This is a genomic window from Macellibacteroides fermentans (assembly GCF_013409575.1).
GTDB classification, from domain to species: domain Bacteria; phylum Bacteroidota; class Bacteroidia; order Bacteroidales; family Tannerellaceae; genus Macellibacteroides; species Macellibacteroides fermentans.
Window position 1 is genome coordinate 89,599 of the sequence record NZ_JACCCY010000001.1, and the last position, 23,970, is coordinate 113,568.

The 23,970-nt window shown below is 41.3% G+C and carries 19 protein-coding genes; 13 read left to right on the forward strand and 6 right to left on the reverse strand.

Annotation, left to right across the window (positions count from 1 at the left end; translation table 11 throughout):
* The first annotated feature begins 1 nt into the window (after position 1).
* Positions 2-757 (forward strand): MBL fold metallo-hydrolase, encoded by a 756-nt coding sequence (locus tag F5613_RS00330; RefSeq protein ID WP_079683084.1) that lies wholly within the window; start codon positions 2-4, stop codon positions 755-757.
* Here the strand turns inward: F5613_RS00330 and F5613_RS00335 are convergent.
* The 3 genes from F5613_RS00335 to pheS form a co-directional block, all read right to left on the reverse strand.
* On the reverse strand, positions 747-1,655 hold the full coding sequence (locus F5613_RS00335; protein WP_179398245.1) for a hypothetical protein: 909 nt from the start codon (positions 1,653-1,655) through the stop codon (positions 747-749). The genes F5613_RS00330 and F5613_RS00335 overlap by 11 nt on opposite strands.
* A gap of 92 nt (positions 1,656-1,747) precedes the next feature.
* A complete protein-coding gene (gene nth, locus F5613_RS00340; protein ID WP_068183937.1) occupies positions 1,748-2,389 on the reverse strand; it encodes an endonuclease III in 642 nt (213 codons plus the stop codon).
* Positions 2,390-2,478: 89 nt separating this feature from the next.
* Complete coding sequence (pheS, locus tag F5613_RS00345; protein WP_179398246.1) at positions 2,479-3,498, reverse strand: phenylalanine--tRNA ligase subunit alpha; 1,020 nt, start codon at positions 3,496-3,498, stop codon at positions 2,479-2,481.
* A gap of 195 nt (positions 3,499-3,693) precedes the next feature.
* Here pheS and F5613_RS00350 point away from each other — a divergent pair, with 195 nt between their 5' ends.
* The 4 genes from F5613_RS00350 (at position 3,694) to F5613_RS00365 (ending at position 9,729) form a co-directional block, all read left to right on the forward strand.
* Positions 3,694-5,259: a glycerol-3-phosphate dehydrogenase/oxidase gene (locus tag F5613_RS00350; protein ID WP_179398247.1), complete on the forward strand. Its 1,566-nt coding sequence runs from the start codon at positions 3,694-3,696 to the stop codon at positions 5,257-5,259.
* Positions 5,260-5,306: 47 nt separating this feature from the next.
* Positions 5,307-6,806, forward strand: a complete 1,500-nt coding sequence (gene glpK, locus F5613_RS00355) for a glycerol kinase GlpK (protein WP_179398248.1) — start codon at positions 5,307-5,309, stop codon at positions 6,804-6,806.
* Between the two features lie 22 nt (positions 6,807-6,828).
* On the forward strand, positions 6,829-7,572 hold the full coding sequence (locus F5613_RS00360) for an MIP/aquaporin family protein (protein WP_179398249.1): 744 nt from the start codon (positions 6,829-6,831) through the stop codon (positions 7,570-7,572).
* 93 nt (positions 7,573-7,665) lie between these two features.
* Positions 7,666-9,729, forward strand: a complete 2,064-nt coding sequence (locus F5613_RS00365) for an acetate--CoA ligase family protein (RefSeq protein WP_179398250.1) — start codon at positions 7,666-7,668, stop codon at positions 9,727-9,729.
* Positions 9,730-10,093: 364 nt separating this feature from the next.
* Here the strand turns inward: F5613_RS00365 and F5613_RS00370 are convergent, their stop codons facing one another.
* Entirely contained in the window at positions 10,094-10,591 is a 498-nt protein-coding gene (locus F5613_RS00370) for a GNAT family N-acetyltransferase (protein ID WP_179398251.1), read from the reverse strand.
* 373 nt (positions 10,592-10,964) lie between these two features.
* Here F5613_RS00370 and F5613_RS00375 point away from each other — a divergent pair, with 373 nt between their 5' ends.
* From F5613_RS00375 to F5613_RS00405, 7 genes are read left to right on the forward strand one after another with little or no spacing between them, the layout of a single operon-like run.
* Positions 10,965-11,555: a hypothetical protein gene (locus F5613_RS00375; protein ID WP_079683083.1), complete on the forward strand. Its 591-nt coding sequence runs from the start codon at positions 10,965-10,967 to the stop codon at positions 11,553-11,555.
* Between the two features lies 1 nt (position 11,556).
* Positions 11,557-12,420, forward strand: a complete 864-nt coding sequence (locus tag F5613_RS00380) for a DUF2764 domain-containing protein (RefSeq protein ID WP_179398252.1) — start codon at positions 11,557-11,559, stop codon at positions 12,418-12,420.
* A 2-nt stretch (positions 12,421-12,422) separates the two neighbouring features.
* The gene (locus tag F5613_RS00385; protein WP_079682998.1) at positions 12,423-14,183 is read left to right on the forward strand and encodes a V-type ATP synthase subunit A; all 1,761 of its coding nucleotides are present in this window, start codon (positions 12,423-12,425) and stop codon (positions 14,181-14,183) included.
* Positions 14,184-14,187: 4 nt separating this feature from the next.
* On the forward strand, positions 14,188-15,513 hold the full coding sequence (locus F5613_RS00390) for a V-type ATP synthase subunit B (RefSeq protein WP_179398253.1): 1,326 nt from the start codon (positions 14,188-14,190) through the stop codon (positions 15,511-15,513).
* A gap of 3 nt (positions 15,514-15,516) precedes the next feature.
* Positions 15,517-16,134 carry a V-type ATP synthase subunit D gene (locus F5613_RS00395; RefSeq protein ID WP_068183904.1) on the forward strand — a complete coding sequence of 206 codons (618 nt, stop codon included), beginning with the start codon at positions 15,517-15,519 and terminating at the stop codon, positions 16,132-16,134.
* A complete protein-coding gene (locus F5613_RS00400; RefSeq protein ID WP_179398254.1) occupies positions 16,131-17,954 on the forward strand; it encodes a V-type ATP synthase subunit I in 1,824 nt (607 codons plus the stop codon). Before F5613_RS00395 ends, F5613_RS00400 begins: the two co-directional genes overlap by 4 nt.
* A 53-nt stretch (positions 17,955-18,007) precedes the next feature.
* Complete coding sequence (locus F5613_RS00405; RefSeq protein ID WP_179398255.1) at positions 18,008-18,460, forward strand: ATPase; 453 nt, start codon at positions 18,008-18,010, stop codon at positions 18,458-18,460.
* A 304-nt stretch (positions 18,461-18,764) separates the two neighbouring features.
* On the opposite strand, the gene thiC is transcribed toward F5613_RS00405, so the two are convergent.
* A complete protein-coding gene (thiC, locus tag F5613_RS00410; RefSeq protein ID WP_179398256.1) occupies positions 18,765-20,462 on the reverse strand; it encodes a phosphomethylpyrimidine synthase ThiC in 1,698 nt (565 codons plus the stop codon).
* A 224-nt stretch (positions 20,463-20,686) separates the two neighbouring features.
* Between thiC and F5613_RS00415 the strand changes: the two genes are divergently transcribed.
* Positions 20,687-21,961, forward strand: coding sequence for a hemolysin family protein (locus F5613_RS00415; RefSeq protein ID WP_179398257.1), 1,275 nt, complete (start codon positions 20,687-20,689; stop codon positions 21,959-21,961).
* A gap of 80 nt (positions 21,962-22,041) precedes the next feature.
* Here F5613_RS00415 and F5613_RS00420 read toward each other — a convergent pair whose 3' ends face one another.
* Complete coding sequence (locus F5613_RS00420; protein WP_179398258.1) at positions 22,042-23,961, reverse strand: RecQ family ATP-dependent DNA helicase; 1,920 nt, start codon at positions 23,959-23,961, stop codon at positions 22,042-22,044.
* Positions 23,962-23,970 lie beyond the last annotated feature (9 nt).

The following is a 23,970-nucleotide window of genomic DNA, read 5'->3' on the forward strand; positions in this document are numbered from 1 at the left end:
GATGAAAATTACTTTCTTAGGAACAGGTACTTCTACAGGAAATCCTGAGATTGGATGTACATGCGAGGTTTGTACAAGTAAAGATCCGCGTGACTGGCGCTTAAGAGCTTCGGCTTTTGTGGAAATAGACGGCAAGCATTTGTTGATAGATTGCGGACCGGATTTCCGTTTGCAGATGCTTACACACTCAATTACCCGACTCGATGGCGTTCTGGTTACCCACGAGCATTACGATCATGTTGGTGGCTTGGACGATTTGCGTCCGTTTTGCAGAGACAAAGGGGTTGATATTTATGCTGAAGACAATGTTGCTGAAGCCATTATTACCCGGATGCCTTATGCTTTCAGGGAGTTTAAATATCCCGGAGTTCCAAACCTCGAATTGATTCGAATATCCGAGCAACCCTTCGATGCGGCTGGCATCAAGGTTATTCCTATAAGAATACTGCATGGTAAATTGCCTATTTTAGGATATAGAATTGGAAATTTTGCCTATTTGACTGATCTGAAATATATATCAGATGATGAAATAATGAAGCTAAGAGGATTGGATGTCCTTGTTATTGATGCTTTGCGAAAAGGACATCATCCCTCACACGAGGGGCTTGAAGAGGCATTACAGAATATCGAAAAGATTCGTCCTAAAACTGCATACCTGATACACATGAGTCACCGGATTGGTTTGCATGAATTTATTGAGAAAGAACTTCCCGCAAACGTTCATTATGCTTATGATGGATTGACGATTACCTGCTGACAGAGTCTGGTTGAACAAGGCAAGCTGTAAAGTAAATTCGTTCAGCATCTTTCGATAATTGAGGTAAAAAATTATGATTCGGATAAAAAGATTTTAACCTTCGAACGACCGAATCTGCCATTATCGGATATATGCTATCCAGTTGTGCATTATAGGGGATACCAGAAAAGCAACATAGCTTCCCATCGCTGCTAAACAGGTCGGCATAAACCCATCCGTTGCCTAAACCCATCCGTATGGAGTCGTTTATCTGAACAGAAATATCCAGCGACGGAGCCGGAATCAATAGATTTAACGGAGCATTTCGATCCATCAGTTTCTTTTGGGACAAAATTCTGTCCGACAGGGCCGTCTGACCTATCTTTTGTTGGAGACAAATCTCATCCAGGAGCTTTTTGCTAAAGCTTGCAGCCCAAACACCTTGATTGTAATAAGTAACAAAAAAACGATTGCCAGGTAAGGCATAAAAAGTAAATTCGGCCTTGTCTATCAACGTCCTTTTGGGATCGAAACTGCTGAAATAGGGATGTAAAATATTATCGGCAATTTGATAAGCTTGTTCTAATGTTGCATTAGCATAAATCACCTCTCCTTGCTCGTGATAAGATATGAGATAAAATGGAATACCCGGATTTTTGTCTATAATCTTAGCAAAAACAGGGGGGAGATGCGGGGCAAATAATTTCTTTGTATAATCGTCTGAAAGAATGATTTTGGAAAGCATGGATGGTCGATTAATACATAGAAGTGCATTCGGATTAGGGGCAACCACCGAGAACAGGTCGCTTTGCACGGTAATTTTCTTTTCATCAATTGAAAAGAAGAAAAACCAAGTAGCCAGAATAGCTCCAATAATAGATACAAGAGCAATTATAATCTCATTGCGGTATTCTTTCATTTTCCAGATAATAATAGCAAATATAACTAATTATCTGGTAACCTGAGACAAACTAAAGGAAAAAGATTAAAGTTGAACGGAACAACAGGTCATCACAATTTCTTTGAAAAGAAATATTTGCACCATTGTTTTATACCGCATTCTTCACATTTGGGCTTACGTGCAAGACAAACGTATCTGCCGTGAAGAATAAGCCAATGATGTGCTTTAGGAATAAGGTGTTCAGGAATATGCTTTACCAACTCTTTTTCTGTTTCAAGAGGTGTTTTACTGTTATTGGTAAGTCCAATCCGGTTTGAAACCCGGAACACATGGGTATCAACCGCCATGGCAGGCTTGTTATAGACGACAGATGCTATCACATTGGCTGTTTTCCGCCCTACACCGGGAAGTTTTTGTAGCTCATCTACGTCGGACGGTACCTCGCTGTTAAATTCTGAAACGAGTTTTTGAGCCATCCCAACCAGATGTTTTGATTTATTATTGGGATATGATACGCTGCGGATATATTCAAAAACAACTTCAGGAGTTGAAACTGCTAATACTTCGGGGGTGGGGAATGCTTCAAAAAGGGCCGGAGTGATCTGATTTACCCTTTTATCCGTGCATTGTGCGGAAAGAATTACTGCTATAAGGAGTTGATACGGATTCTTATAATGTAATTCAGATTCCGCAACCGGCATATTTTTACTAAACCAGTCAACTATTCCCTTATAACGTTCTTCTTTTCGCATGCAACTATATAAGATAACAGTCTTTTAACCCGTGTGTTTCCCCCGGGTGTGTTAATCCCGGGGGTGGTAAAAAAGACTAGGTTATCAACTTAATTGGCAGACTCAAACTGTTTCAGGAAACGTACATCGTTTTCTGAGAACATGCGTAAGTCTTTTACTTGGTATTTCAAATTTGTAATACGCTCGATACCCATACCGAGTGCATATCCGGAATAAACAGAACTGTCTATTCCACAGTTTTCCAAAACATTGGGATCCACCATTCCACATCCCAAAATTTCTACCCAACCTGTATGTTTACAGAACGGACATCCTTTTCCTCCGCAAAGGTTACATGATATATCCATTTCTGCAGATGGTTCAGTAAATGGGAAGTAGGAAGGGCGTAAACGAATTTTGGTATCTGGTCCGAACATCTCTTTTGCAAAGAAAAGCAAAGCTTGCTTCAAATCGGCAAAGGATACATTCTTATCAACATACAACGCTTCAACCTGGTGGAAGAAACAGTGTGCGCGATACGAAATAGCTTCATTACGATAAACACGTCCGGGACAGATTATACGGATTGGAGGCTCCTGGTTCTCCATCACGCGAGTTTGTACGGAAGAAGTATGAGTTCTTAACAATACATCCGGATTGTGTTGAATAAAAAAGGTGTCCTGCATATCTCTGGCAGGATGATCTTCTGCAAAATTAAGAGAAGAGAATACGTGCCAATCGTCTTCAATTTCAGGTCCTTCAGCGATACTAAAGCCTAAACGGCCAAATATATCGCAAATTTCCTTCTTGACAATAGACAGAGGATGTCGCGTACCTAGTTGTACAGGATAAGCTGTACGTGTTAGATCAATATCATTGTTGGTAGTCTGAATATTCTCGAAAGCCTCTTTCAGATCATTAATTTTCTGTTGAGTTGTTTCTTTCAGTACATTCAGGAACTGTCCGACTTCTCTTTTTTGATCAGCTGCTACGTTACGAAAATCATTAAAAAGAAGAGATACTTCTCCTTTTTTACTTAAATATTTAATTCGTAAAGCTTCCAGTTCTTCGGCATTTGCCGCTTTCATATCCTCTACTTCCTGAAGCAGAGCCTTTATCCTATCGATCATTGCAAATCTCCTTTATTTTACAGCTTGCAAAGTTAACTTTTCTTTTTACATTGACAATGTTAATAAAAGATTATTCTCTATTATCAGTAAGAAACCCGGATAAAATTTTTTTTCAATAAAAATATAGAACTAATAATTCAGCTTAAATCAAACAAATATTTACATTTGTGTTTGTTAATCTAAATCGCTATTGATATGAAACGAAACGCGCTGTTGCATCAACTGGTTACTCATGAAAATACCTTCGACTTTATTGTTATCGGTGGGGGAGCTACTGGTTTAGGAATTGCTTTGGATGCGATAACCCGTGGGGCAAGTGTCGCATTGTTTGAACAAGACGATTTTACCAAAGGAACATCCAGTCGAAGTACAAAGTTAGTTCATGGCGGAGTTCGTTATTTGGCTCAGGGAGATGTCTCATTGGTTCTCGAAGCTCTTCGAGAACGGGGATTACTAAGGAAAAATGCTTCACATTTGGTGAAGAATCAATCTTTTTTGATTCCATGTTATCGTTGGTGGGAAGGTGCTTTTTATACAATCGGACTGATATTATATGATTTAATGGCTGCAAACCTGGGATTCGGCCGTTCTTTTTGTATTGGTCCGAAGCGGGCCGTCAAAACAATTCCTATGTTACGCAAAAAGGGAATGAAAGCCGGAGTAATATATCACGACGGACAGTTTGACGATTCGCGTCTGGCAATCAATATCGCTCAAACGGCGGTTGATGCAGGGGCATGTGTCCTAAATTATATGAAGGTTACGAACCTGATTAAACAGGAGGGAAAGGTTTGTGGAGTTGAAGTGATGGATATGGAAACCGGCGAGCAGCATGTGGTTAAATCGAAGGTTGTTATCAACGCAACAGGTGTTTTTGCAGATGATATACTTCAGATGGACGAACCCGGGATAAAGCCTACTGTACGTCCCAGTCAGGGAGTTCATTTGGTGCTCGACGCGTCGTTTTTACAAAGTAATTATGCCATTATGATACCAAAAACTGCCGATGGACGGGTATTATTTGCAGTTCCCTGGCATGATAAAGTAGTAGTTGGCACAACGGATACATTGATGAAGCATGCATTGCTGGAGCCGGTTGCCCTCGAACAAGAGATTGATTTTATTTTAAATACTGCCGGTAAGTACCTTACCAAGCCCCCGCAAAGAAAAGATGTCCTATCTGTATTTGCTGGTCTTAGACCTTTGGCTGCGCCTAGAAGCGAGGATAAAAAAACAAAAGAGATTTCCCGGAGTCATAAATTGATTGTAGAAAAATCGGGATTAATAACTATCATAGGTGGTAAATGGACAACTTATCGAAAGATGGCTCAGGATACGATTGATTTGGCATATGCCAGGATGCATTTAAAGGCTCCCGAATGTGTTACCGAGACCTATAAAATCCACGGATGTAAAGAAAATCCGGATTATAACGATCCGCTGTATGTATATGGTACGGATGCAGAGGAAATCAGATCATTTATTGCTTCGTCACCAACCTTGGGTGAAAAGTTGCATCCTCAGTATACATATTCAGTGGGAGAAATTATTTGGATTGTTAGAAATGAAATGGCTCTTACGCTTGAGGATGTCTTAGCAAGGAGACTTCGCATACTTTTTCTGGATGCGAAAGCAGCCCTGGAAATGGCTCCCCGAACAGCCCGGATCATTGCTGCAGAGCGCCAGAAAGACCAACAATGGATAGATATGCAAATCCAATCCTTTAGCGAGTTGACATCCAATTATATTTTAACAGATTAAACCGAATTCTAATATACTAATATCTTAAAATGTAAATTAATACAAATATGAGTTTCAAGAATAAATATGTACTAGCGATTGATCAGGGAACTACTAGTTCGCGTGCCATAATCTTCAATCATCAGGGAGAGATTGTAGTAACCTCTCAAAAAGACTTTCAGCAATACTTTCCTCAACTCGGATGGGTTGAGCATGATCCGAATGAAATATGGTACTCTCAAAGCTCGGTTATTATGGAGGCTATGGCAAAAGCAGATCTGACAGATAAAAATATCGCCTGTATCGGAATTACTAACCAGCGTGAAACGACCATTGTGTGGGATAAAGAAACGGGGTTTCCTGTTTACAACGCGATTGTTTGGCAAGACAGACGGACCGCCGACTATTGTGAAGAGCTTAAAGCAAATGGGTATGCCGAGATGATTCATAATAAAACCGGATTGGTAATAGACGCCTATTTTTCGGCTACTAAAATAAAATGGATATTAGATAATGTAAAAGGAATCAGAGAAAGGGCGGATAGAGGCGAGCTTTGCTTTGGAACAGTAGATTCCTGGTTGGTTTGGAAATTATCCAGAGGAGAAAAACACATTACAGATGTAAGTAATGCATCCCGCACCATGTTATTCAATATTCATACACTTGAATGGGACAAGGAGTTATTGGAATTATTCACAATCCCAGAATCAATGCTACCTGAAGTTAAAACCAGCAGCGAAGTGTATTGTGAAACCAAAAGTCCGATCTTTTCATCCGGAATTCCTGTTGCTGGAATAGCCGGTGATCAGCAGTCGGCTTTGTTCGGCCAGCTTTGTCTGGAGGAGGGGATGACTAAAACAACCTATGGCACAGGCTGTTTTATGGTTATGAATACAGGAAAGAAGCCGGTTGTGTCCCATAATAACCTGTTAACTACCATAGCATGGAAGATTGGAGAAGAGGTGACTTACGCCTTGGAGGGCAGTGTGTTTGTAGGAGGCGCAGTGGTACAGTGGCTGCGTGATGGAATCAGACTTATACCCAACGCTGCTGTTACAGAGCAGATGGCCGAGTCTGTTCCCGACAATGGAGGGGTATATTTCGTGCCTGCGCTAACAGGTTTAGGCGCTCCTTATTGGGATCAATATGCAAGGGGAGCCATTGTGGGTATTACGCGTGGTACTACCGCAGCACATATTACACGAGCTGCTCTTGAAGGAATTACCTATCAGGTGTATGACGTTCTGAATTCAATGGAGAATGATATAAAATCGAAGCTCAAGGAGATTCGCGTGGACGGAGGGGCTGTTGCCAATTGTTTTTTAATGCAGTTTCAGGCAGATATATGTCGTTGTCCGGTGGTCCGGCCTAAAGTTCTTGAAACAACTGCTTTAGGAGTGGCTTATCTGGCTGGTCTGGCTGTAGGATATTGGAAAGATATGTCCGATTTGCAGGAACAGTGGAGTGTTGACAGGACATTTACCTCTTCAATGACAGAAGAAGAATCGGTAGCCTTGCTACATCAGTGGCACAAAGCTGTAGGACGTACTTTACAATGGGCCGAGTAATAATCTTAAAAATACAATTAATATGACTCCGTTTGTAGCTGAATATATTGGTACGGCAATCATGATTTTAATGGGTGGAGGTGTTGTCGCCAATGTGGTTTTAGATAAAACGAAAGGAAATAACTCCGGTTGGATGGTAATAACTACGGCCTGGGCTATGGGTGTTTTTATAGGTGTGGTAGTTGCCGGGCCGTATAGTGGGGCTCATTTAAATCCAGCTATCTCAATTGGTCTGGCGGCAGCCGGTACTTTTCCCTGGAGCAATGTTTTATCCTATGTTGTGGCACAGTTCTTAGGTGCTGCTACCGGTGCGCTGATGGTTTGGATGTTTTATAAGGATCATTTTGACATTACAGAAAACAAAGTATCCAAATTAGGTGTTTTCTGTACAGTTCCAGAAATAAGGAATCCATTTAGGAACTTTTTATCGGAAGTAATTGGTACATTTGTTCTGATGCTAGTGGTATTCTATATTACAAAAGGAGAAGCTCAGATGTTAAATGAGAAAGTTACAATTCCTATTGGTTTAGGCTCTGTAGGAGCAATCCCGGTTGCTTTTACGGTTTGGGTTATTGGTCTTTCTCTTGGAGGTACCACCGGCTATGCGATTAATCCCGCAAGAGATTTAGCTCCCCGGTTTATGCACTCAGTTTTGCCCATTAAAGACAAAGGAGACAGTCAGTGGTCGTATTCCTGGGTTCCGTTAATCGGTCCGCTTCTGGGCTCTACGTTGGCCGCTATGCTCTATTTGATATTGCTGGACTGATTATAAGAAGATGTAAATTGATATTAAACAAATACCATTTTTTGGTTGGAAAAGGCTGATTTACCAATCAAAAAATTCAACTAATTAAACGTTATGATTAACAGAGAACTCATAAATCCCCAAAGTATTGTTATTGTTGGAGGATCTAACAATGTACAGAAACCGGGAGGAAGGCTGGTGCGTAACCTGCTTGATGGAAAATATAAAGGAGACTTATACGTAGTTAATGCCAAAGAAACCGAAGTGCAAGGGGTTAAATCTTATGCAAATGTTGCAGAAATCCCCGATACGGAGCTCGCCATCATATCTATCCCGGGGAAAGCGTGTCCCGAGGTAGTTGAAGTTCTGGCCAAACAAAAAAATGTTCGGGCTTTTATTATTATATCCGCAGGATTCGGAGAAGAAACTGTTGAAGGAGGAATTATTGAAAATCAACTGTTGGACATAATCAACGAAGCCGGAGCCTCATTTATAGGACCTAATTGCATCGGTGTGATGAATACTAATTATCACGGAGTATTTACTCAGCCGGTTCCTGAATTTCATCACGATGGAGTAGATTTTATTTCAAGTTCGGGTGGTACTGCACTTTTCATTCTCGAATCGGCTTTAACAAAAGGATTGCGTTTCTCGTCGGTGTGGTCTGTAGGCAATTCAAAGCAAAACGGGGTAGAGGATGTACTTGAATACATGGATCGTAATTTTAATCCGGTTACAGATTCAAAAATAAAGATGCTTTATATAGAAAGCATAAAGCAGCCTGATAAATTGCTGTATCACGCGTCATCGTTGATAAAAAAAGGATGTCGCATTGCAGCCATCAAAGCCGGAAGCACCGATTCAGGTAAAAGAGCTGCATCATCACATACAGGTGCAATTGCAAGTTCGGATTCGGCGGTAGAGGCATTATTCCGTAAAGCCGGTATCGTACGCTGCTTCAGCAGGGAGGAATTAACTACCGTTGCCAGTATTTTTACCTTGAATGAGGTGAAAGGAAAGAATTGTGCTATCATCACCCATGCCGGAGGTCCCGCGGTAATGTTGGCAGACGCACTCTCCAAGGGGCATTTAAATGTTCCGAATCTGGAGGGACCAATTGCAAACGAACTCAAATCGAAACTATATCCGGGTGCAGCTGTGGGAAATCCTATCGATATCATAGGTACGGGAACTCCGGAACATCTTGCAACTGTAATTGATTATTGCGAGAATAAATTTGACGAAGTCGATTTGATGATGGTTATTTTTGGTAGTCCGGGAGTAGTGAACGTTTATGATGCTTATGAGGTACTTCATAAAAAGATGGGACAATGTAAGAAGCCTATCTTCCCAATATTGCCTTCTATTGTTACGGCTGGTCCCGAAGTACGCAGCTTTATAAAGAAAGGTCATGTTAATTTTTCGGACGAAGTAACATTAGGAACAGCCTTGTCCAGGGTATTGAATACGCCAACACCGGCCAGTACGGATATACAATTGTATGGAGTGGATGTACCAGAAGTAAGAAGGATCATCGATCAGTTGCCAGCAGACGGGTATTTGAATCCTTCGCAGGTGCGCAGACTACTCGGGGCCGCAAATATACCGATGGTTGCCGAGTTTACTTCGGACGATAAAGACGAAATAATTGAATTTGCCAGAAAGGTAAAATATCCTGTGGTGGCTAAGGTTGTGGGACCTGTTCATAAAAGTGATATAGGCGGCGTAGCACTAAATATCAAATACGAAGAACATCTTCTGTTTGAATTTGAACGGATGATGCGTTTGCCTGAAGTAACTTCCATCATGGTACAACCCATGTTGAAAGGAACCGAATTGTTTTTAGGAGCTAAATATGAAGAAAAGTTCGGGCATGTTGTTTTATGTGGACTTGGAGGAATTTTTGTTGAAGTACTCAAAGATGTATCGTATGGTCTGTCTCCTTTGTCGTATGATGAAGCGTACTCCATGATCAGGTCTTTAAGAGGTTATCCTATTATTAAAGGAACAAGAGGGCAGAAAGGTATTGATGAACAACAATATGCCGATATTATTGTACGGCTATCCACCTTGCTGCGTTTTGCAACGGAAATAAAGGAAATAGACATCAATCCTTTGCTTGCAACCGATCGAGGCCTGTTTGCTGTGGATGCCCGCATCCGGATAGAAAAGAAATAGATATCGTATAAGATAGAAGGAGGGAACCTCAATAACCTGAGGTTCCCTCCTTTATTTTATGCATATCATAGTTTCCAAATAATTATTTATAAGCAGAGATATTTAAAGACTTTGCCTTAAGCTTTCTCCTTTTTAGTATTATCTATAATATAGATTTCATCAGGGTTGAACTTCCGTTTTAGATACAACGTCCGACTTCTCTGTTTTGTGTTTATCTCTCAGTTGTACGCTTCGGCAAGATGAAAAAGAACAAGCCAAAACACAAACAATTAAGAATACTAATGATTTGTATTTCATGATTGTACCATCTTATTTAATTCCTTGTTCAAGTTATGCTTCATATATATAACAATCCGGGCAGTGATTAAATAGTCTTTACCATGATAAAATCATTCATGTAGAAATCATTTCTGATATGATGATCCCTGGTGCTTTCTATTTCAAATCCCATGTGTTTGTAAAAGTCGACTGCCGGATTAAATCTGTTTACATAAAGCTCAACTTTAGATGCTGTTGGAAAATGTGTTTTAATGTATTCAATTCCCTGTTCAATAAGATATCTCCCGATTCCTTTTCCATGAACCGTGGGCACGGCATAAATTTTCTGAAAGTTAAACAGGAAATCATCCTTTTGTTCGATTGAGCAATAAGCACAGGGAGTATGATCGTCTTCAACGATGAAAAACAGATGGTGCAGCTCGTTCATCTGTTTTTTAATATTTTCGATTGAATACATCATTTCAAACATATAATCCAATTGAGCTTTCGTTAATATGTTTTTATATGTATCTTCCCATGTTTGGGAAGCAAGAGATTGTATCAACTGGCAATCTGATTCTGTGGCTTGTCTGAATTTAAGCATATTTAGTTATTTTACTGACAAAGTTAGTAAATGTTGACTATATAAAAGTATATTTTGACTACAATTAAATGCTGTCTCTTTTGCCATTTAAATCAAAAAACAATATTTTTGCAAAAAGCAATTTATTATCAATACCATAGTAAAACATTTAATCTATTATAAAAGATCCTACTTTAGATTTGTGATTTTGATAAAAGAGCGTTATTTATTTGGTTTATAATAATTTGTGATTACGATATAATCTTTGAATAACAGAGCTGCCACATCATGCTTGTTTTTTTTGAGTTTTTACATTAAATTAATGTATTATTCGGGGAAAAGAATAACTTTGTGGACGTTATTTTTGGACAATTACATAAAACTATAGATGGAAATGGATACAAAGATTCAGGAACTGACCGATAAGATCTACAAAGAAGGAGTAGAGAAAGGTAATGAGGAGGCGTCTCGCATAATTGCTGAAGCAGTGGAAAAACAAAATTCCATACTTAACAATGCCCAGGCGGAAGCACAACAGATTATTGCAGCAGCCGAAAAACAGGCTTCGGAACTTAAAAAGAATACTGAAGCTGAATTAAAGTTATTTGCTGCACAATATGTAGAGGCATTGAAGAGTGAAATTGCGAATCTTATAAATGGTAAAATTGCGACGTCAAATGTATCTGCGATTGTATCAGATAAAGAATTTATGCATAAAATTATGCTCGAGATGGCTAAAGAATGGGTAAAGAAAGAAGCTCTTACCATTCAGACTGAAGATGCTGAATCTTTGAATAAATATTTTGAAGCCAATGCCAAATCTCTTTTAGATAAAGGGGTGAAAATTGAACAAGTAAATGGAAAACCGGCTTCGTTTACCATATTACCAGCTGACGGTTCTTATAAAGTTTCTTTCGGTGAAGCCGAATTTGTTGCTTTCTTTAAAGAATTTCTTCGTCCGGCTTTGGTAGAAATGCTATTCTGATATGAGTAAATATTATGCATTAATCGCTGGGCTGCCCAATATTTCGCTGGAAGATACCAAAGTAAACTATACACTTTTATCTTTTAGAGAAGAATTGGACTCTATACTCACAAGTAGCGATATAAAGCTGATAAACCTCTATTTCAATAAATTCGACAATAAAAATCTGAAGTCTTACTTCCGGTTCCGCGACCTGGATCCCGATCCGCGTGGACGAATTACCTATGAGGAATATCAAACGCTAATACAAGCCCTCAAGGAGGGAGTAAAAGCTCCCAAAAACAGCAAATTGCCTGCCTATTTTGCCCAATTTCTTTCTGTTTATCTTGCCAATCAGGATAGTCCGGAATTAATAACATGGGAAGACTATCTGGCTTCACTTTATTATGCTTATGCAATGAAGTGTAGTAATAAGTTTGTTTCGGAATGGTTTGAGCTGAATCTGAATATCAACAATATTCTTTCGGCAATAACTTGCAGAAAATTCGGATGGGATAAGAAAGCTTATATTATTGGAAATAATAAAGTGGCAGAATCGATCCGATCGTCTAATGCGCGCGACTTCGGACTAGGGGATGAAGTAGATTATCTTCCTGAACTTATTAGGATTGCAGAAGAGCCGGATTTAACATTGCGTGAAAAGAAACTGGATGTGTTAAAGTGGAACTGGCTTGATGAAAAGACATTTTTTAAAACTTTTGATATAGAAAGTGTCTTTGCCTATATGCTTAAACTGGAAATGATTGAACGTTGGGTTACCCTGGATAAAGAGGCCGGAGAGAAAACATTCCGCGAACTTGTAAAAGGGATGAAGAAAGGAAGTGTGAGTGCATTGGAAGAATTTAAAAGAAACAATAATAAATAGTTATGGCAACGAAAGGAATTGTGAAAGGAATCGTATCTAACCTTGTTACATTAGAGGTTGATGGTCCGGTTTCGCAGAATGAGATCTGTTACATTTCCGTTGGAGGCGTAAAGCTGATGTCGGAAGTAATTAAAGTAATAGGTAAGAACGCTTTTGTTCAGGTATTTGAAAGTACCCGTGGTATGCGGGTAGGAGATGAAGCTGTGTTTGAGGGCCATATGCTTGAGGTTACTTTAGGACCCGGTATGCTATCCCGCAACTACGACGGATTACAGAACGACCTGGATAAAATGGACGGTGTATTTCTGAAGCGTGGAGATTACACCTATGCCTTGAATAACGATCAACTTTGGGAGTTTAAACCTTTGGCTGCCGTTGGCGACAAGGTGGAAGCCGGTAGCTGGTTGGGAGAAGTGAATGAAAATTTACAACCCCATAAAATCATGGTGCCTTTTGTTTTGGAAGGTTCGTTTACCATAAAATCGATTGTGGGTGCAGGTTCCTATAAAATAGAAGATACCATCGCTGTTATAACGGACGAAGAGGGTAACGACACTGTGGTTACAATGATTCAGAAGTGGCCGGTAAAAAAGGCTTTAACATGTTATAAATTAAAACCGAGACCCTATAAACTGCTGGAAACTGGTGTACGTATCATCGATACGGTGAACCCCATTGTAGAAGGTGGTACAGGATTTATTCCCGGACCGTTCGGGACAGGTAAGACCGTTCTGCAGCACGCCATATCTAAACAGGCCGAGGCAGATATCGTGATTATCGCCGCTTGTGGAGAACGTGCTAATGAGGTTGTAGAAATCTTTGCAGAGTTCCCTCACCTGGTAGATCCGCACACCGGTCGTAAATTGATGGAACGTACTATTATCATTGCTAATACTTCAAACATGCCGGTGGCAGCTCGTGAAGCTTCGGTTTATACAGCTATGACCATCGCCGAATACTATCGTAGTATGGGATTGAAGGTATTGTTGATGGCCGACTCTACTTCACGTTGGGCACAGGCATTGCGTGAAATGTCTAACCGTTTGGAAGAATTACCCGGACCGGATGCATTCCCGATGGACTTATCTGCCATTGTTGCCAACTTCTATGCGCGTGCAGGATTCGTAGAACTTAAAAATGGAGCTTCTGGATCAGTAACCTTTATAGGTACCGTATCACCTGCCGGTGGTAACCTTAAAGAACCTGTTACCGAAAATACAAAGAAGGTGGCCCGTTGTTTCTATGCGTTGGAGCAGGAGCGTGCAGACCGCAAGCGTTATCCGGCTGTAAATCCGATAGACAGTTATTCAAAGTACCTTGAATACCCCGAGTTTCAGGAGTATATTGCCAAGCATATATCTCCAAACTGGATTGAAATGGTTGACGAAATTAAAACACGTATGCTGCGTGGTAAAGAGATTGCCGAGCAAATCAATATCCTGGGTGACGATGGTGTGCCTGTAGAATATCATATTACGTTCTGGAAATCGGAGTTGATCGACTTCGTTATTTTGCAACAGGATGCATTTGATGCCATTGATGCAGTTACGCCTCTTAACCGTCAGGAGTTCATGATGGACAGAGTGAGCCGGATTTGTCGTTCGGACTTCAGATTTGATGGCTTTACTGAGGTAATGGACTATTTCAAGAAGCTGATCAATGTCTTTAAACAGATGAACTATTCTGAGTGGGAAAGTGCAGAATTCAAGAAGTTTAACGAGCAGTTGGATGAGATACTTGCTGAGCGAATTGTAAATAATTAAAGATATGGCAACAAAAGCATTTCAAAAAATATATACGAAAATTACCCAGATTACGAAAGCTACTTGTTCGCTTAAAGCTGCAGGAGTAGGGTATGATGAGTTGGCTTCTGTAGATGGCAAGCTGGCTCAGGTAGTAAAAATTATCGGCGACGAGGTAACTTTGCAGGTTTTTTCGGGTACGGAAGGTATTCGTACCAACGCAGAGGTTGTTTTCATGGGCAAGGCTCCTTCACTTAAAGTAGGAGATCAATTGGCCGGTCGCTTTTTCAATGCCTACGGTGATCCGATTGATGGCGGACCAATACCCGAAGGTAAAGATGTAGAGATTGGTGGTCCCTCCGTGAATCCGGTACGACGTAAACAACCTTCCGAACTTATTGCTACAGGTATTGCGGGTATCGACCTTAATAATACGCTGGTAACAGGTCAGAAGATTCCGTTCTTTGCAGACCCCGACCAGCCTTTCAACCAGGTAATGGCGATGGTTGCCTTACGTGCACAATCGGACAAGATTATTCTGGGCGGAATGGGTATGACCAACGACGATTATCTTTTCTTTAAAAATACTTTCAGCAATGCAGGAGCTCTCGATCGTATTGTAAGTTTTATCAATACTACGGAAGATCCCTCGGTGGAGCGTATTCTTATTCCGGACATGGCATTATGTGCTGCTGAGTATTTTGCTGTTGAGAAGAACGAGAAGGTGTTGGTATTGCTTACGGACATGACCAACTATGCGGATGCTTTGGCAATCGTATCTAACCGTATGGACCAGATTCCTTCCAAAGATTCAATGCCAGGTTCGTTGTATTCGGATCTTGCCAAGATTTATGAGAAGGCAGTACAGTTCCCGGCCGGTGGATCAATTACAATTATTGCGGTAACTACTTTATCGGGTGGCGATATTACGCATGCCGTACCCGATAATACAGGATATATTACTGAAGGACAGCTGTATTTGCGCAGGGATAGCGACGTGGGTAAAGTAATTGTTGACCCGTTCCGCAGCTTGTCTCGTCTAAAACAGCTTGTTACAGGTAAGAAAACGCGCGAAGACCATCCGCAGGTTATGAATGCAGCTGTACGTTTGTATGCCGATGCTGCTAATGCAAAGACAAAACTTGAAAACGGATTCGACCTTACGGATTATGATATTCGTACGTTAAACTATGCCAAAGACTATTCTAAAAAACTTTTGGCTATCGACGTAAACCTGAATACTACAGAGATGCTTGATGTTACCTGGGAATTGTTCTCTAAACATTTTAAACCACAGGAGGTGAACATCAAGCAAGCGCTTGTTGATCAATACTGGAAAGTAAAAGAATAACCTATGGCTATAAAGTTTCAATATAACAAAACTTCGTTGCAGCAGCTTGAGAAACAACTCAAAGTACGCGAGCGCTCTCTACCAACCATTAAAAGTAAGGAGAGTGCCTTACGTATTGAGGTGAAGCGCACAAAAGACGAGGTAAGATCATTGGAACTCCAGCTTGAAGAAGAAATTCGCAGTTACGAAAATATGGTTGCTCTATGGAATGAGTTCAATCCTTCACTTATAAAGGTTAAGGATGTTACACTTTCCACAAGAAAAATTGCCGGTGTACTTGTGCCTGTTTTGAATGATATTGAATTCGAGATAGGTACGTACAGTCTGTTTAATTCCCCTTCGTGGTATGCCGATGGCATTGAGTTGCTTAAGGTTTTGGCACGTACGGGTATAGAGGCCGAGTTTTCGGGCATGAAGCTGGAGTTGTTGGAGCATGCAAGGAAGAAGACTACTCAAAAAGTAAACCTTTTTGAGAAAGTACAGATTCCGGGCTATAAGGATGCGATCCGCAAGGTGAAGAGATTTATGGAAGACGAAGAAAGTCTGTCCAAATCTTCGCAAAAAATCATGAGATCTAACCAGGAAAAACGTAATCTCAAAGAAGAGGAGGAGGTAGCATGATTGTAAAGATGAATAAATATGCCTTTATGGTTTACCATAAAGAATACGAAACATTCTTATCTGATTTGCGTGATGCCGGAGTGGTTCATCTGGTTGAAACCAAATCGACGGCGGACAATAAAGAGCTGCAAGAGTCTCTTATACAACGTAAAAGGATTGATACCCTTAAGAGATACTTTAAGGCCTTGCTGGCGGACCAGAAAGATGTTCAGCAAGCTCCTGCAAGGGATATCTCTGTTAAAGAGGGATTACGACTGGTACAGAAGATAGAAGAATGTCAGGATAAGAAAGCGTTGCTGGAATCGGCCAGGCAGACACTCGAAAAAGAGATTGCTTATATGGAGATCTGGGGCGAATTTACCTATTCAAACATTAATAAACTTCAGCGTGCAGGTTATCATATTACCTTTTTTACCTGCCCCGTTGCTAAATTTAATGATTCATGGGTAGAGAAATACAATGCAATACAGATATCCACTTATCAATCGGTTGTGTATTTTATTACTATCACCAAAATTGGAGAGGTAATTGAAATTGATGCCGAGCGACCAAAGATGCCGGATAGGGGATTGGCAAAGTTGAGAGCCCGTTATAATAAGCAGCTTGAAGACATCAAGGCAATTGCAGACAGACTGAAGCAATATGCGGTGGAGGATTACAATACGCTGGATATGCTGGACAAAAAACTGCATAATAAGTTTAATTACTCCAATGCCATCGTGCAGGCTACCAAGGAAGCTGATGATAAACTGATGCTGATGGAAGGCTGGGCTCCAAGGGAGAAGGAAGAAGCTCTTGAGAAGATGCTGGACGATAAAGGTATTTATTACCAGAAGCTCGAAATAAAGGAAGAAGACAGTGTGCCTATTCAATTGAAAAACAACCGTTTTTCTCGCTTGTTCGAACCTATCACCAAGCTATTCTCATTGCCAAACTACAATGAGTTTGATCCAACGCCGTTTTTCGCACCCTTCTTTATGATGTTCTTTGGATTCTGCTTTGGTGATGCCGGTTATGGAATCATTATAGTTACGGTTTGTACGCTGCTCAAACGTAAGGTTGGTCCGGACTTACGTCCTTTCCTTACTTTGTTCCAGTTTCTGGGATTGGCTACCATTATTTTCGGTCTGCTTTCCGGATCGTTTCTGGGAATTGCATTAGCGGATGTGAAGGCTTTATCTGCTTTTAAAGCATACTTCCTGAATTCCGATAATTTAATGACGCTATCTATTATAGTTGGACTGCTCCAAATTGTATTTGGAAAATGTGTGGCTGCGGCTCAGGTTATCTATCTGAAAGGCTGGAAGTATGGTGTGGCTCCAATTGGCTGGATTTTGGTTATAGTAGCTGCTATTGCGGCATTCGGTCTTCCTATGGTGGGTATTGCTCTTTCTCCAATGATGTTAAACGTATGTAATGGATTGATAGCAATCGGTTTACTTGTTGCATTATTATATAATTCGCCCGGAAAGAATGTATTTTTAAATTTCGGGTCAGGTTTATGGAATGCCTATAATATTGCATCAGGTTTGCTTGGGGATACTTTATCATATATTCGTCTGTTTGCCATTGGACTGACCGGGGCTATTCTTGGTGGGGTGTTCAATGAGTTGGCATTTACAATGACGGATGGAATGAATATTGTATTACGTTCGGTAATGGTATTACTAATATTGTTAATAGGTCATTCAATAAATTTCGGTTTATGTATGATTAGCTCATTGGTACACCCCTTACGTCTTACATTTGTAGAGTATTACAAGAACGCAGAATTTGGAGGCGGTGGAAAAACCTTTACTCCTTTTAAACTAGAGAAATAAATCTTATTGAAAATCAAAATAATTAAAATAATAATTTAAAAACAAGAATGATTATGGAACCAATTTTATTAGCGTATGTTGGAGTTGCCTTAATGGTTGGATTGACTGGGATTGGTAGTGCTTACGGTGTTACAATAAGTGGTAACGCTGTGGTAGGTGCTATGAAGAAGAATCCGGATGCTTTAGGTTCGTATATTGCTTTAAGTGCTTTACCAAGTTCTCAGGGTCTTTATGGTTTTGTAGGATATTTTATGTTGAAAGCTTTTTTAGTACCTGAAATTTCCTCTTTTGCTGCAACAGCTGTGTTTGGAGCAGGTTTAGCCATGGGATTAGTAGGCTTCTTCTCTGCAATTCGTCAGGCTGGAGTTTGTGCAAATGGTATTGCAGCTATCGGATCGGGTCATAACGTATTTGGTGCCACCATGGTTATGGCTGTATTCCCCGAATTGTATGCTATCTTAGGTTTGCTTGTGTTGATTTTGATTTCCGGCACAATTCCTGCATAATTGTATGTAAAGGAATCTGCTTCGCGGAGTATAAGTATAAAGGGCGTGTTTCTCGTTAAAGGGAATCACGCCCTTTCATTTAGTAGATTAAGCTGGCAACCCTGCTTGATTAACGCCGGAAATAGTATCATCTAACCGGAAATATGACTGGATATGTACATCGGGCCCATGGAGACGATTAAACGCGCCCATGGGCCCAATGTATCGCCTCCATGGGCCCGATGTACAGATGTAACTGTTTTGAAGATTAATCTTCCTTTATTTGCTTTTAGAAGATACTTTATTGAGACGAAAGGACTGGTTGTTATTCGCCGTTCTTTATATCCATACTCAGCTTCATGGCAAAGAAGTTGGTATCGTTCATCGTACTGTTTTCCGGGTTTTTAGTTGCTTTTCCCTTGTAATACTGTTTTGCCCTTTCCGGATCGAGTGATAAATTGAACAGATCTTTCCACCTGAAATCGAACCGGGCTTTGCTTATTGCATTATCCCGCACCTGCGCACCGGGCTGACCTTTCGCAAGATCGGCTGCGTGAGCCGCTATTTTTGAGGCAATTACCCCCTCGCGTACATCTTCCTTGTTGGGTACATTGAGTTGCTCTTTGGGTGAAACGGCACAAATCATGGAAACGCCGTACCAGGCAATCTGCGCAGAGCCGATGGCTGCACTAATATGATCGTAGCCCGGAGAAATATCTGTTGTAACCGGCCCCAGTGAATGGAACGGAGCTCCCATACAGGCATAATTTTGCTCGGATGTATTTTCCTTTATTTTGTTTAAGGGTACATGTCCCGGTCCTTCAATAATAACCTGAACGAAGTGTTCCCAGGCTATTTTTGTAAGGGTGTTCATTGTTTTAAGTTCGGCAAACTGAGCAATGTCATTGGCATCGTAAATAGAACCTGGTCTTAGTCCGCTTCCAATCGAAACCACGGCATCATACTGACTTAAAATCGAGCATATCTCATCGAAATGTGTATACAGAAAATTTTCTTGTTTATGGATCTTCATCCACGTACTCATTATAGCGCCGCCGCGGGATACAATTCCGGTAAGACGGTTCATAGCCAAATCGATATGACTGCTTAACAGTGCGGCATGGATGGTGAAGTAATCCACTCCTTGCTCTGCCTGATGAATAAGCGTGTCTCTGAATACTTCCCAGGTAAGGTCCTCAATCTTTCCGTCTACCTTCTCCAGTGCCTCGTAAACAGGAACCGTGCCCAGAGGAACCGGACAGTTTCTAATGATCCATTCGCGGGTTTCGTGGATGTATTTACCGGTAGAAAGATCCATCAATGTATCGCATCCCCATTTGCAGCTCCACACCATTTTTTCGATGCTTTCTTCCACATCCGTCGAAAGTGTGGAATTTCCAATGTTAGCATTGGTTTTAACCAGAAACCGCTTTCCTATAATCATCGGTTCAGATTCCGGATGATTTAAGTTTGCGGGTATCACCGCTCTGCCGGCGGCAATCTCTTTTCGGACAAACTCCGGGGTGATAAACGACTTTAATCCCAGTCCTTCCACCTGTTGATTCTCCCTGATGGCCACATATTCCATCTCCGGCGTAATAATTCGGCGTTTGGCATAATACATCTGGGTGATTCGCTTGCCTTGTTTTGCCTTAAACGGATAATACTGTTTGGGAAAACAGGTAAATTCTGCAGCCGGATCCGTTGTATTGGTTGTAAAAGAGGGGACGGTAAAGTCGGCAAGTTTTACCAGATCTTTGCGTCTTGCATACCATTCTTCACGTATCCGGGGGATTCCTTCGGTAATACATAGCGCTGATGATGCATCGGAATACGGACCGGTAGTGTCGTAAACGATCACCGGATTATTCTTTCTTTTCTCTTTTTTTCCGTTTTCGTCGGGAACCAGCGAGTCCGAAAGAGTAATAAGTCGCATGCCGACTTTCAATCTGTTAATCTCTCCCGGCACATAGATCTTTTGGGAGGATGGATAGGTAATACGCAAATTTCGTGTCGGAATCATATTTCTGTTTACAATTTGTCTATTTTAACAGAGTCCGGGGCAAGTTATTCTCCTATGTAGGTTATAAAATGACCTGATACGATACAAAGGTAGTACGAATGCGGAAAGAAAACAAAAAGGGGGTGTTAATAATCTGGGGAAACATATCAATGAATATTATTGAAGCGTTGTTTATCTTCAATTATTTGTTGTAACTTCGCAACTGTTAATTCACAAATAAGAGAATGGAAATTTTTATTATTATTTGTCTTATTCTTTTAAACGGTTTATTGTCGATGGCAGAAATCGCGTTGGTCTCTGCACGTAAATCGAGGCTCGAAACCTATGCAAAAAAGGGAAATAAACTAGCTAAGGCAGCTTTGGAGCTGGCCAACCAGCCGGATAAGTTTTTGTCTACCGTACAGATCGGTATTACATTGATCGGTATCCTGACCGGTTTGTATTCCGGCGAAGCCTTTGCTGCAGAGCTGGCTTGGCTAATTGACGGTATTGAACCGCTAAAACCCTATTCACTTATCATCTCTAAAACAACGATTGTAATTATTGTTACTTATCTTACGTTGGTTTTGGGCGAGCTGGTTCCTAAAAGAATCGGGATGGGTGCTGCCGAAAAGGTTTCCATGTTTGTTGCTAAGCCGATGTCTGTTTTGTCTTTCATAGCATCTCCTTTTGTTTGGTTGCTTTCCAAAAGTACCCGCCTGGTTGTATATTTAGTCGGAATTGAAAAGACTGAAGATAATCGTGTTACGGAAGAAGAGATAAAAGCAATCATCAAAGAGGGCTTTGATGTGGGAGAGGTGCAGGAGGTAGAGCAAGACATTGTAGAGCGTGTGTTTAATCTGGGTGACAGGAACGTTGGTTCAATTATGACACACCGAAGCGAACTGGTTTGGCTGGATGTGGCAGATTCGAATCAGTCCATCAGCGATAAGGTGAAGGAGAATCTTTTCAATGTGTATCCGGTTGCGTCCGAAAGGTTTGATAATATACAGGGAATCGTTTACCTGAAAGATTTGTTTGGTAAAATAGATTCACCAGACTTCAAACTTAGTCAGGTTATCCGTCCAGCTTTATTTGTTCCGGAGAATCAAAGTGTGTACAATGCCCTGGAGCAATTTAAAAAAGCCATGGTGAAATCGGCCATGGTAACCGACGAATTTGGCGGGATTCAAGGGATTGTTACCCTGAAAGATATCATGGAAGGGTTGATCGGTCAGGTGCCCGAAGTGGGAGAAGAACAGGAAATCATTCAGCGTGAAGATGGTAGCTGGCTGGTAGACGGCCAGTTCTCTTTCTATGAGTTTCTGGAGTATTTTGATATGGAAGACTTGTATAACGAGCACGATTATAACACATTAAGCGGTTTGATTCTTGAAATACTTGAACGTGTACCACGTACAGGCGAGAAGCTGCGTTGGTTGAACTTCAAGTTCGAGATTGTGGATATGGATGGTGCCCGTATCGACAAGGTATTGGTTACAAGAGAAATGGAGGATTAAATATCCATACAGCATAAAGGCTGCGGATTATTCATTCATGTTACAACAATGAACGAATAATCCGCAGCTTTTTTTTATTTCTATTTCTGATCGTTGGATTCGATTATGCGCAGATACCCGTCGAAAAGCTGAAATTGAGGATCGTTGTCGGCAAGGAAACGAATTACGGTAATGCTTTTCTCTGTCGGGTGGGGCAGACTCTGAATTAATTTACTCACCTCCAGAGGTGTTGATCCGGCAGCCTTCTCGATGGCGCTTTTAATGGTGTTGAATTCGTGATTGGACAGCCCCGAACTGTTTCGGGCAAGACAAACATCGCAACATCCACAGTCGGCCGACCCATCTTCGCCAAAATATTCGAGCAACATGCGGCTCCGGCACCTGCGGTCTTCTTTAATGTAGTCCAGTACCCGCTGAATCCGGGTTTCAAACCGTTGCCTGCGCTCTTCGAAAGCACTTGGGGGTATAACAACATACTTCAGATCTTCCCGCGTCTGGGTATAGATTATAAGCGGTGTCTTTTTATGAGGTATGTACTTTACGATGTGATATTTAGACAAACCGATCAACGTATCGTAAACCTCTTGCTGCGATACATTGGCACGTGTAGCGATCAGCGCCTCGTTAATATAGGCATAATCGGCAAACAAACCGGTGTACGAACGCAAAATAACCTGTATGATTGCATCGGATTGCTTGTCCTGATGAAGATATTTATATAAATCCTCCTTATTAGCAATAAAAATCAAGCGCGAAGCATTGTCGATTTCATCGGTATATTCTATATAACCCGAAAGCTCCAGAATCTTCAACGCATGGTGAGTCTGCAGTAACGGAAACTTAAATGCGGCACAAAATTCGTTTAAAACGAAGTCGTGCACGGTATCCAGACCAAAACCTACGGCAATTTGGTAATAATTACCTAAAGCCTCGTATACACGCAGTATGAAATCGCGTTCGGGAAACTCGTCCGACAACCGTTTTTTCAATTTGGCACTGTCGGTTCCGGTACATAAAGCCACGGCGTAGGCCCGTTGTTCGTCTCTTCCTGCGCGACCGGCTTCCTGATAGTATTCTTCCAGCGAACCAGGCATATCGATGTGAACAACCAACCGGACGTCGGGTTTATCAATACCCATACCAAATGCGTTGGTGGAAACTATCACACGGCATTCGCCGCTTTTCCAGCGTTGTTGTTTCAGCTCTTTCTCTGCATGATTGATTCCGGCATGAAAGAAATCGGCCGAAATACCCGCTTGTTGCAGAATGGTGGCTATTTCTTTAGTCTTCTTCCTGTTGCGTACATACACAATGGCTGTTCCGGGTACTTTGTTCAGCATATGTACCAGCTCATTCATCTTGTCTTCCGTACTTCGTACTACGTAAGAAAGATTGCTGCGTCCGAAACTTTTCTGAAATACGTTCTTTTCTTTAAAGTGAAGACGTTCCTGAATGTCATTCACCACCTCGGGAGTTGCCGTGGCGGTAAGCGCCAGTACCGGTACCCCGGGCAGCAGCTCGCGTACATCGGCAATGGCGAGGTAGGAGGGACGGAAGTCGTATCCCCACTGAGAGATACAATGGCTTTCGTCAATTACCAGCAACGACACATTCATTGCGTAAAGCTTGGCTTTGAACAACTCTGTAACAAGACGTTCGGGCGAGACGTAAAGAAATTTATAATCTCCGAAAATGCAATTCTCAAGCTGCGCTATAATCTCCTGACGGGTCATCCCGGCATATACAGCCGTGGCCTTTATCCCCACTTTACGCAGGTTGTCCACCTGATCCTTCATAAGGGCAATCAGGGGAGTAACCACAATGCATATCCCTTCCATCGCCATGGCTGGTACCTGGAAAGTAATAGATTTGCCTCCGCCGGTAGGCATCAGGCCAAGTGTATCCCTGCCCGCAGCGATGGAATGGATGATATCCTCCTGCAACGGACGAAAAGACTGGTATCCCCAGTACTTCTCTAATATCTTATGGTAGACATCCACCTCGTCCCT

What these genes read in the sequence shown, in the direction of transcription:
- F5613_RS00390 (WP_179398253.1), top strand. Translation starts at nt 14,188, where the DNA reads ATGGCAACAAAAGCATTTCAAAAAATATATACGAAAATTACCCAGATT.
- F5613_RS00360 (WP_179398249.1), top strand. Translation starts at nt 6,829, where the DNA reads ATGACTCCGTTTGTAGCTGAATATATTGGTACGGCAATCATGATTTTA.
- F5613_RS00385 (WP_079682998.1), top strand. Translation starts at nt 12,423, where the DNA reads ATGGCAACGAAAGGAATTGTGAAAGGAATCGTATCTAACCTTGTTACA.
- F5613_RS00375 (WP_079683083.1), top strand. Translation starts at nt 10,965, where the DNA reads ATGGATACAAAGATTCAGGAACTGACCGATAAGATCTACAAAGAAGGA.
- F5613_RS00395 (WP_068183904.1), top strand. Translation starts at nt 15,517, where the DNA reads ATGGCTATAAAGTTTCAATATAACAAAACTTCGTTGCAGCAGCTTGAG.
- F5613_RS00365 (WP_179398250.1), top strand. Translation starts at nt 7,666, where the DNA reads ATGATTAACAGAGAACTCATAAATCCCCAAAGTATTGTTATTGTTGGA.
- F5613_RS00415 (WP_179398257.1), top strand. Translation starts at nt 20,687, where the DNA reads ATGGAAATTTTTATTATTATTTGTCTTATTCTTTTAAACGGTTTATTG.
- nth (WP_068183937.1), bottom strand. Translation starts at nt 2,389, where the DNA reads ATGCGAAAAGAAGAACGTTATAAGGGAATAGTTGACTGGTTTAGTAAA.
- F5613_RS00370 (WP_179398251.1), bottom strand. Translation starts at nt 10,591, where the DNA reads ATGCTTAAATTCAGACAAGCCACAGAATCAGATTGCCAGTTGATACAA.
- F5613_RS00335 (WP_179398245.1), bottom strand. Translation starts at nt 1,655, where the DNA reads ATGAAAGAATACCGCAATGAGATTATAATTGCTCTTGTATCTATTATT.
- F5613_RS00330 (WP_079683084.1), top strand. Translation starts at nt 2, where the DNA reads ATGAAAATTACTTTCTTAGGAACAGGTACTTCTACAGGAAATCCTGAG.
- thiC (WP_179398256.1), bottom strand. Translation starts at nt 20,462, where the DNA reads ATGATTCCGACACGAAATTTGCGTATTACCTATCCATCCTCCCAAAAG.
- F5613_RS00400 (WP_179398254.1), top strand. Translation starts at nt 16,131, where the DNA reads ATGATTGTAAAGATGAATAAATATGCCTTTATGGTTTACCATAAAGAA.
- F5613_RS00405 (WP_179398255.1), top strand. Translation starts at nt 18,008, where the DNA reads ATGGAACCAATTTTATTAGCGTATGTTGGAGTTGCCTTAATGGTTGGA.
- F5613_RS00380 (WP_179398252.1), top strand. Translation starts at nt 11,557, where the DNA reads ATGAGTAAATATTATGCATTAATCGCTGGGCTGCCCAATATTTCGCTG.
- pheS (WP_179398246.1), bottom strand. Translation starts at nt 3,498, where the DNA reads ATGATCGATAGGATAAAGGCTCTGCTTCAGGAAGTAGAGGATATGAAA.
- glpK (WP_179398248.1), top strand. Translation starts at nt 5,307, where the DNA reads ATGAGTTTCAAGAATAAATATGTACTAGCGATTGATCAGGGAACTACT.
- F5613_RS00350 (WP_179398247.1), top strand. Translation starts at nt 3,694, where the DNA reads ATGAAACGAAACGCGCTGTTGCATCAACTGGTTACTCATGAAAATACC.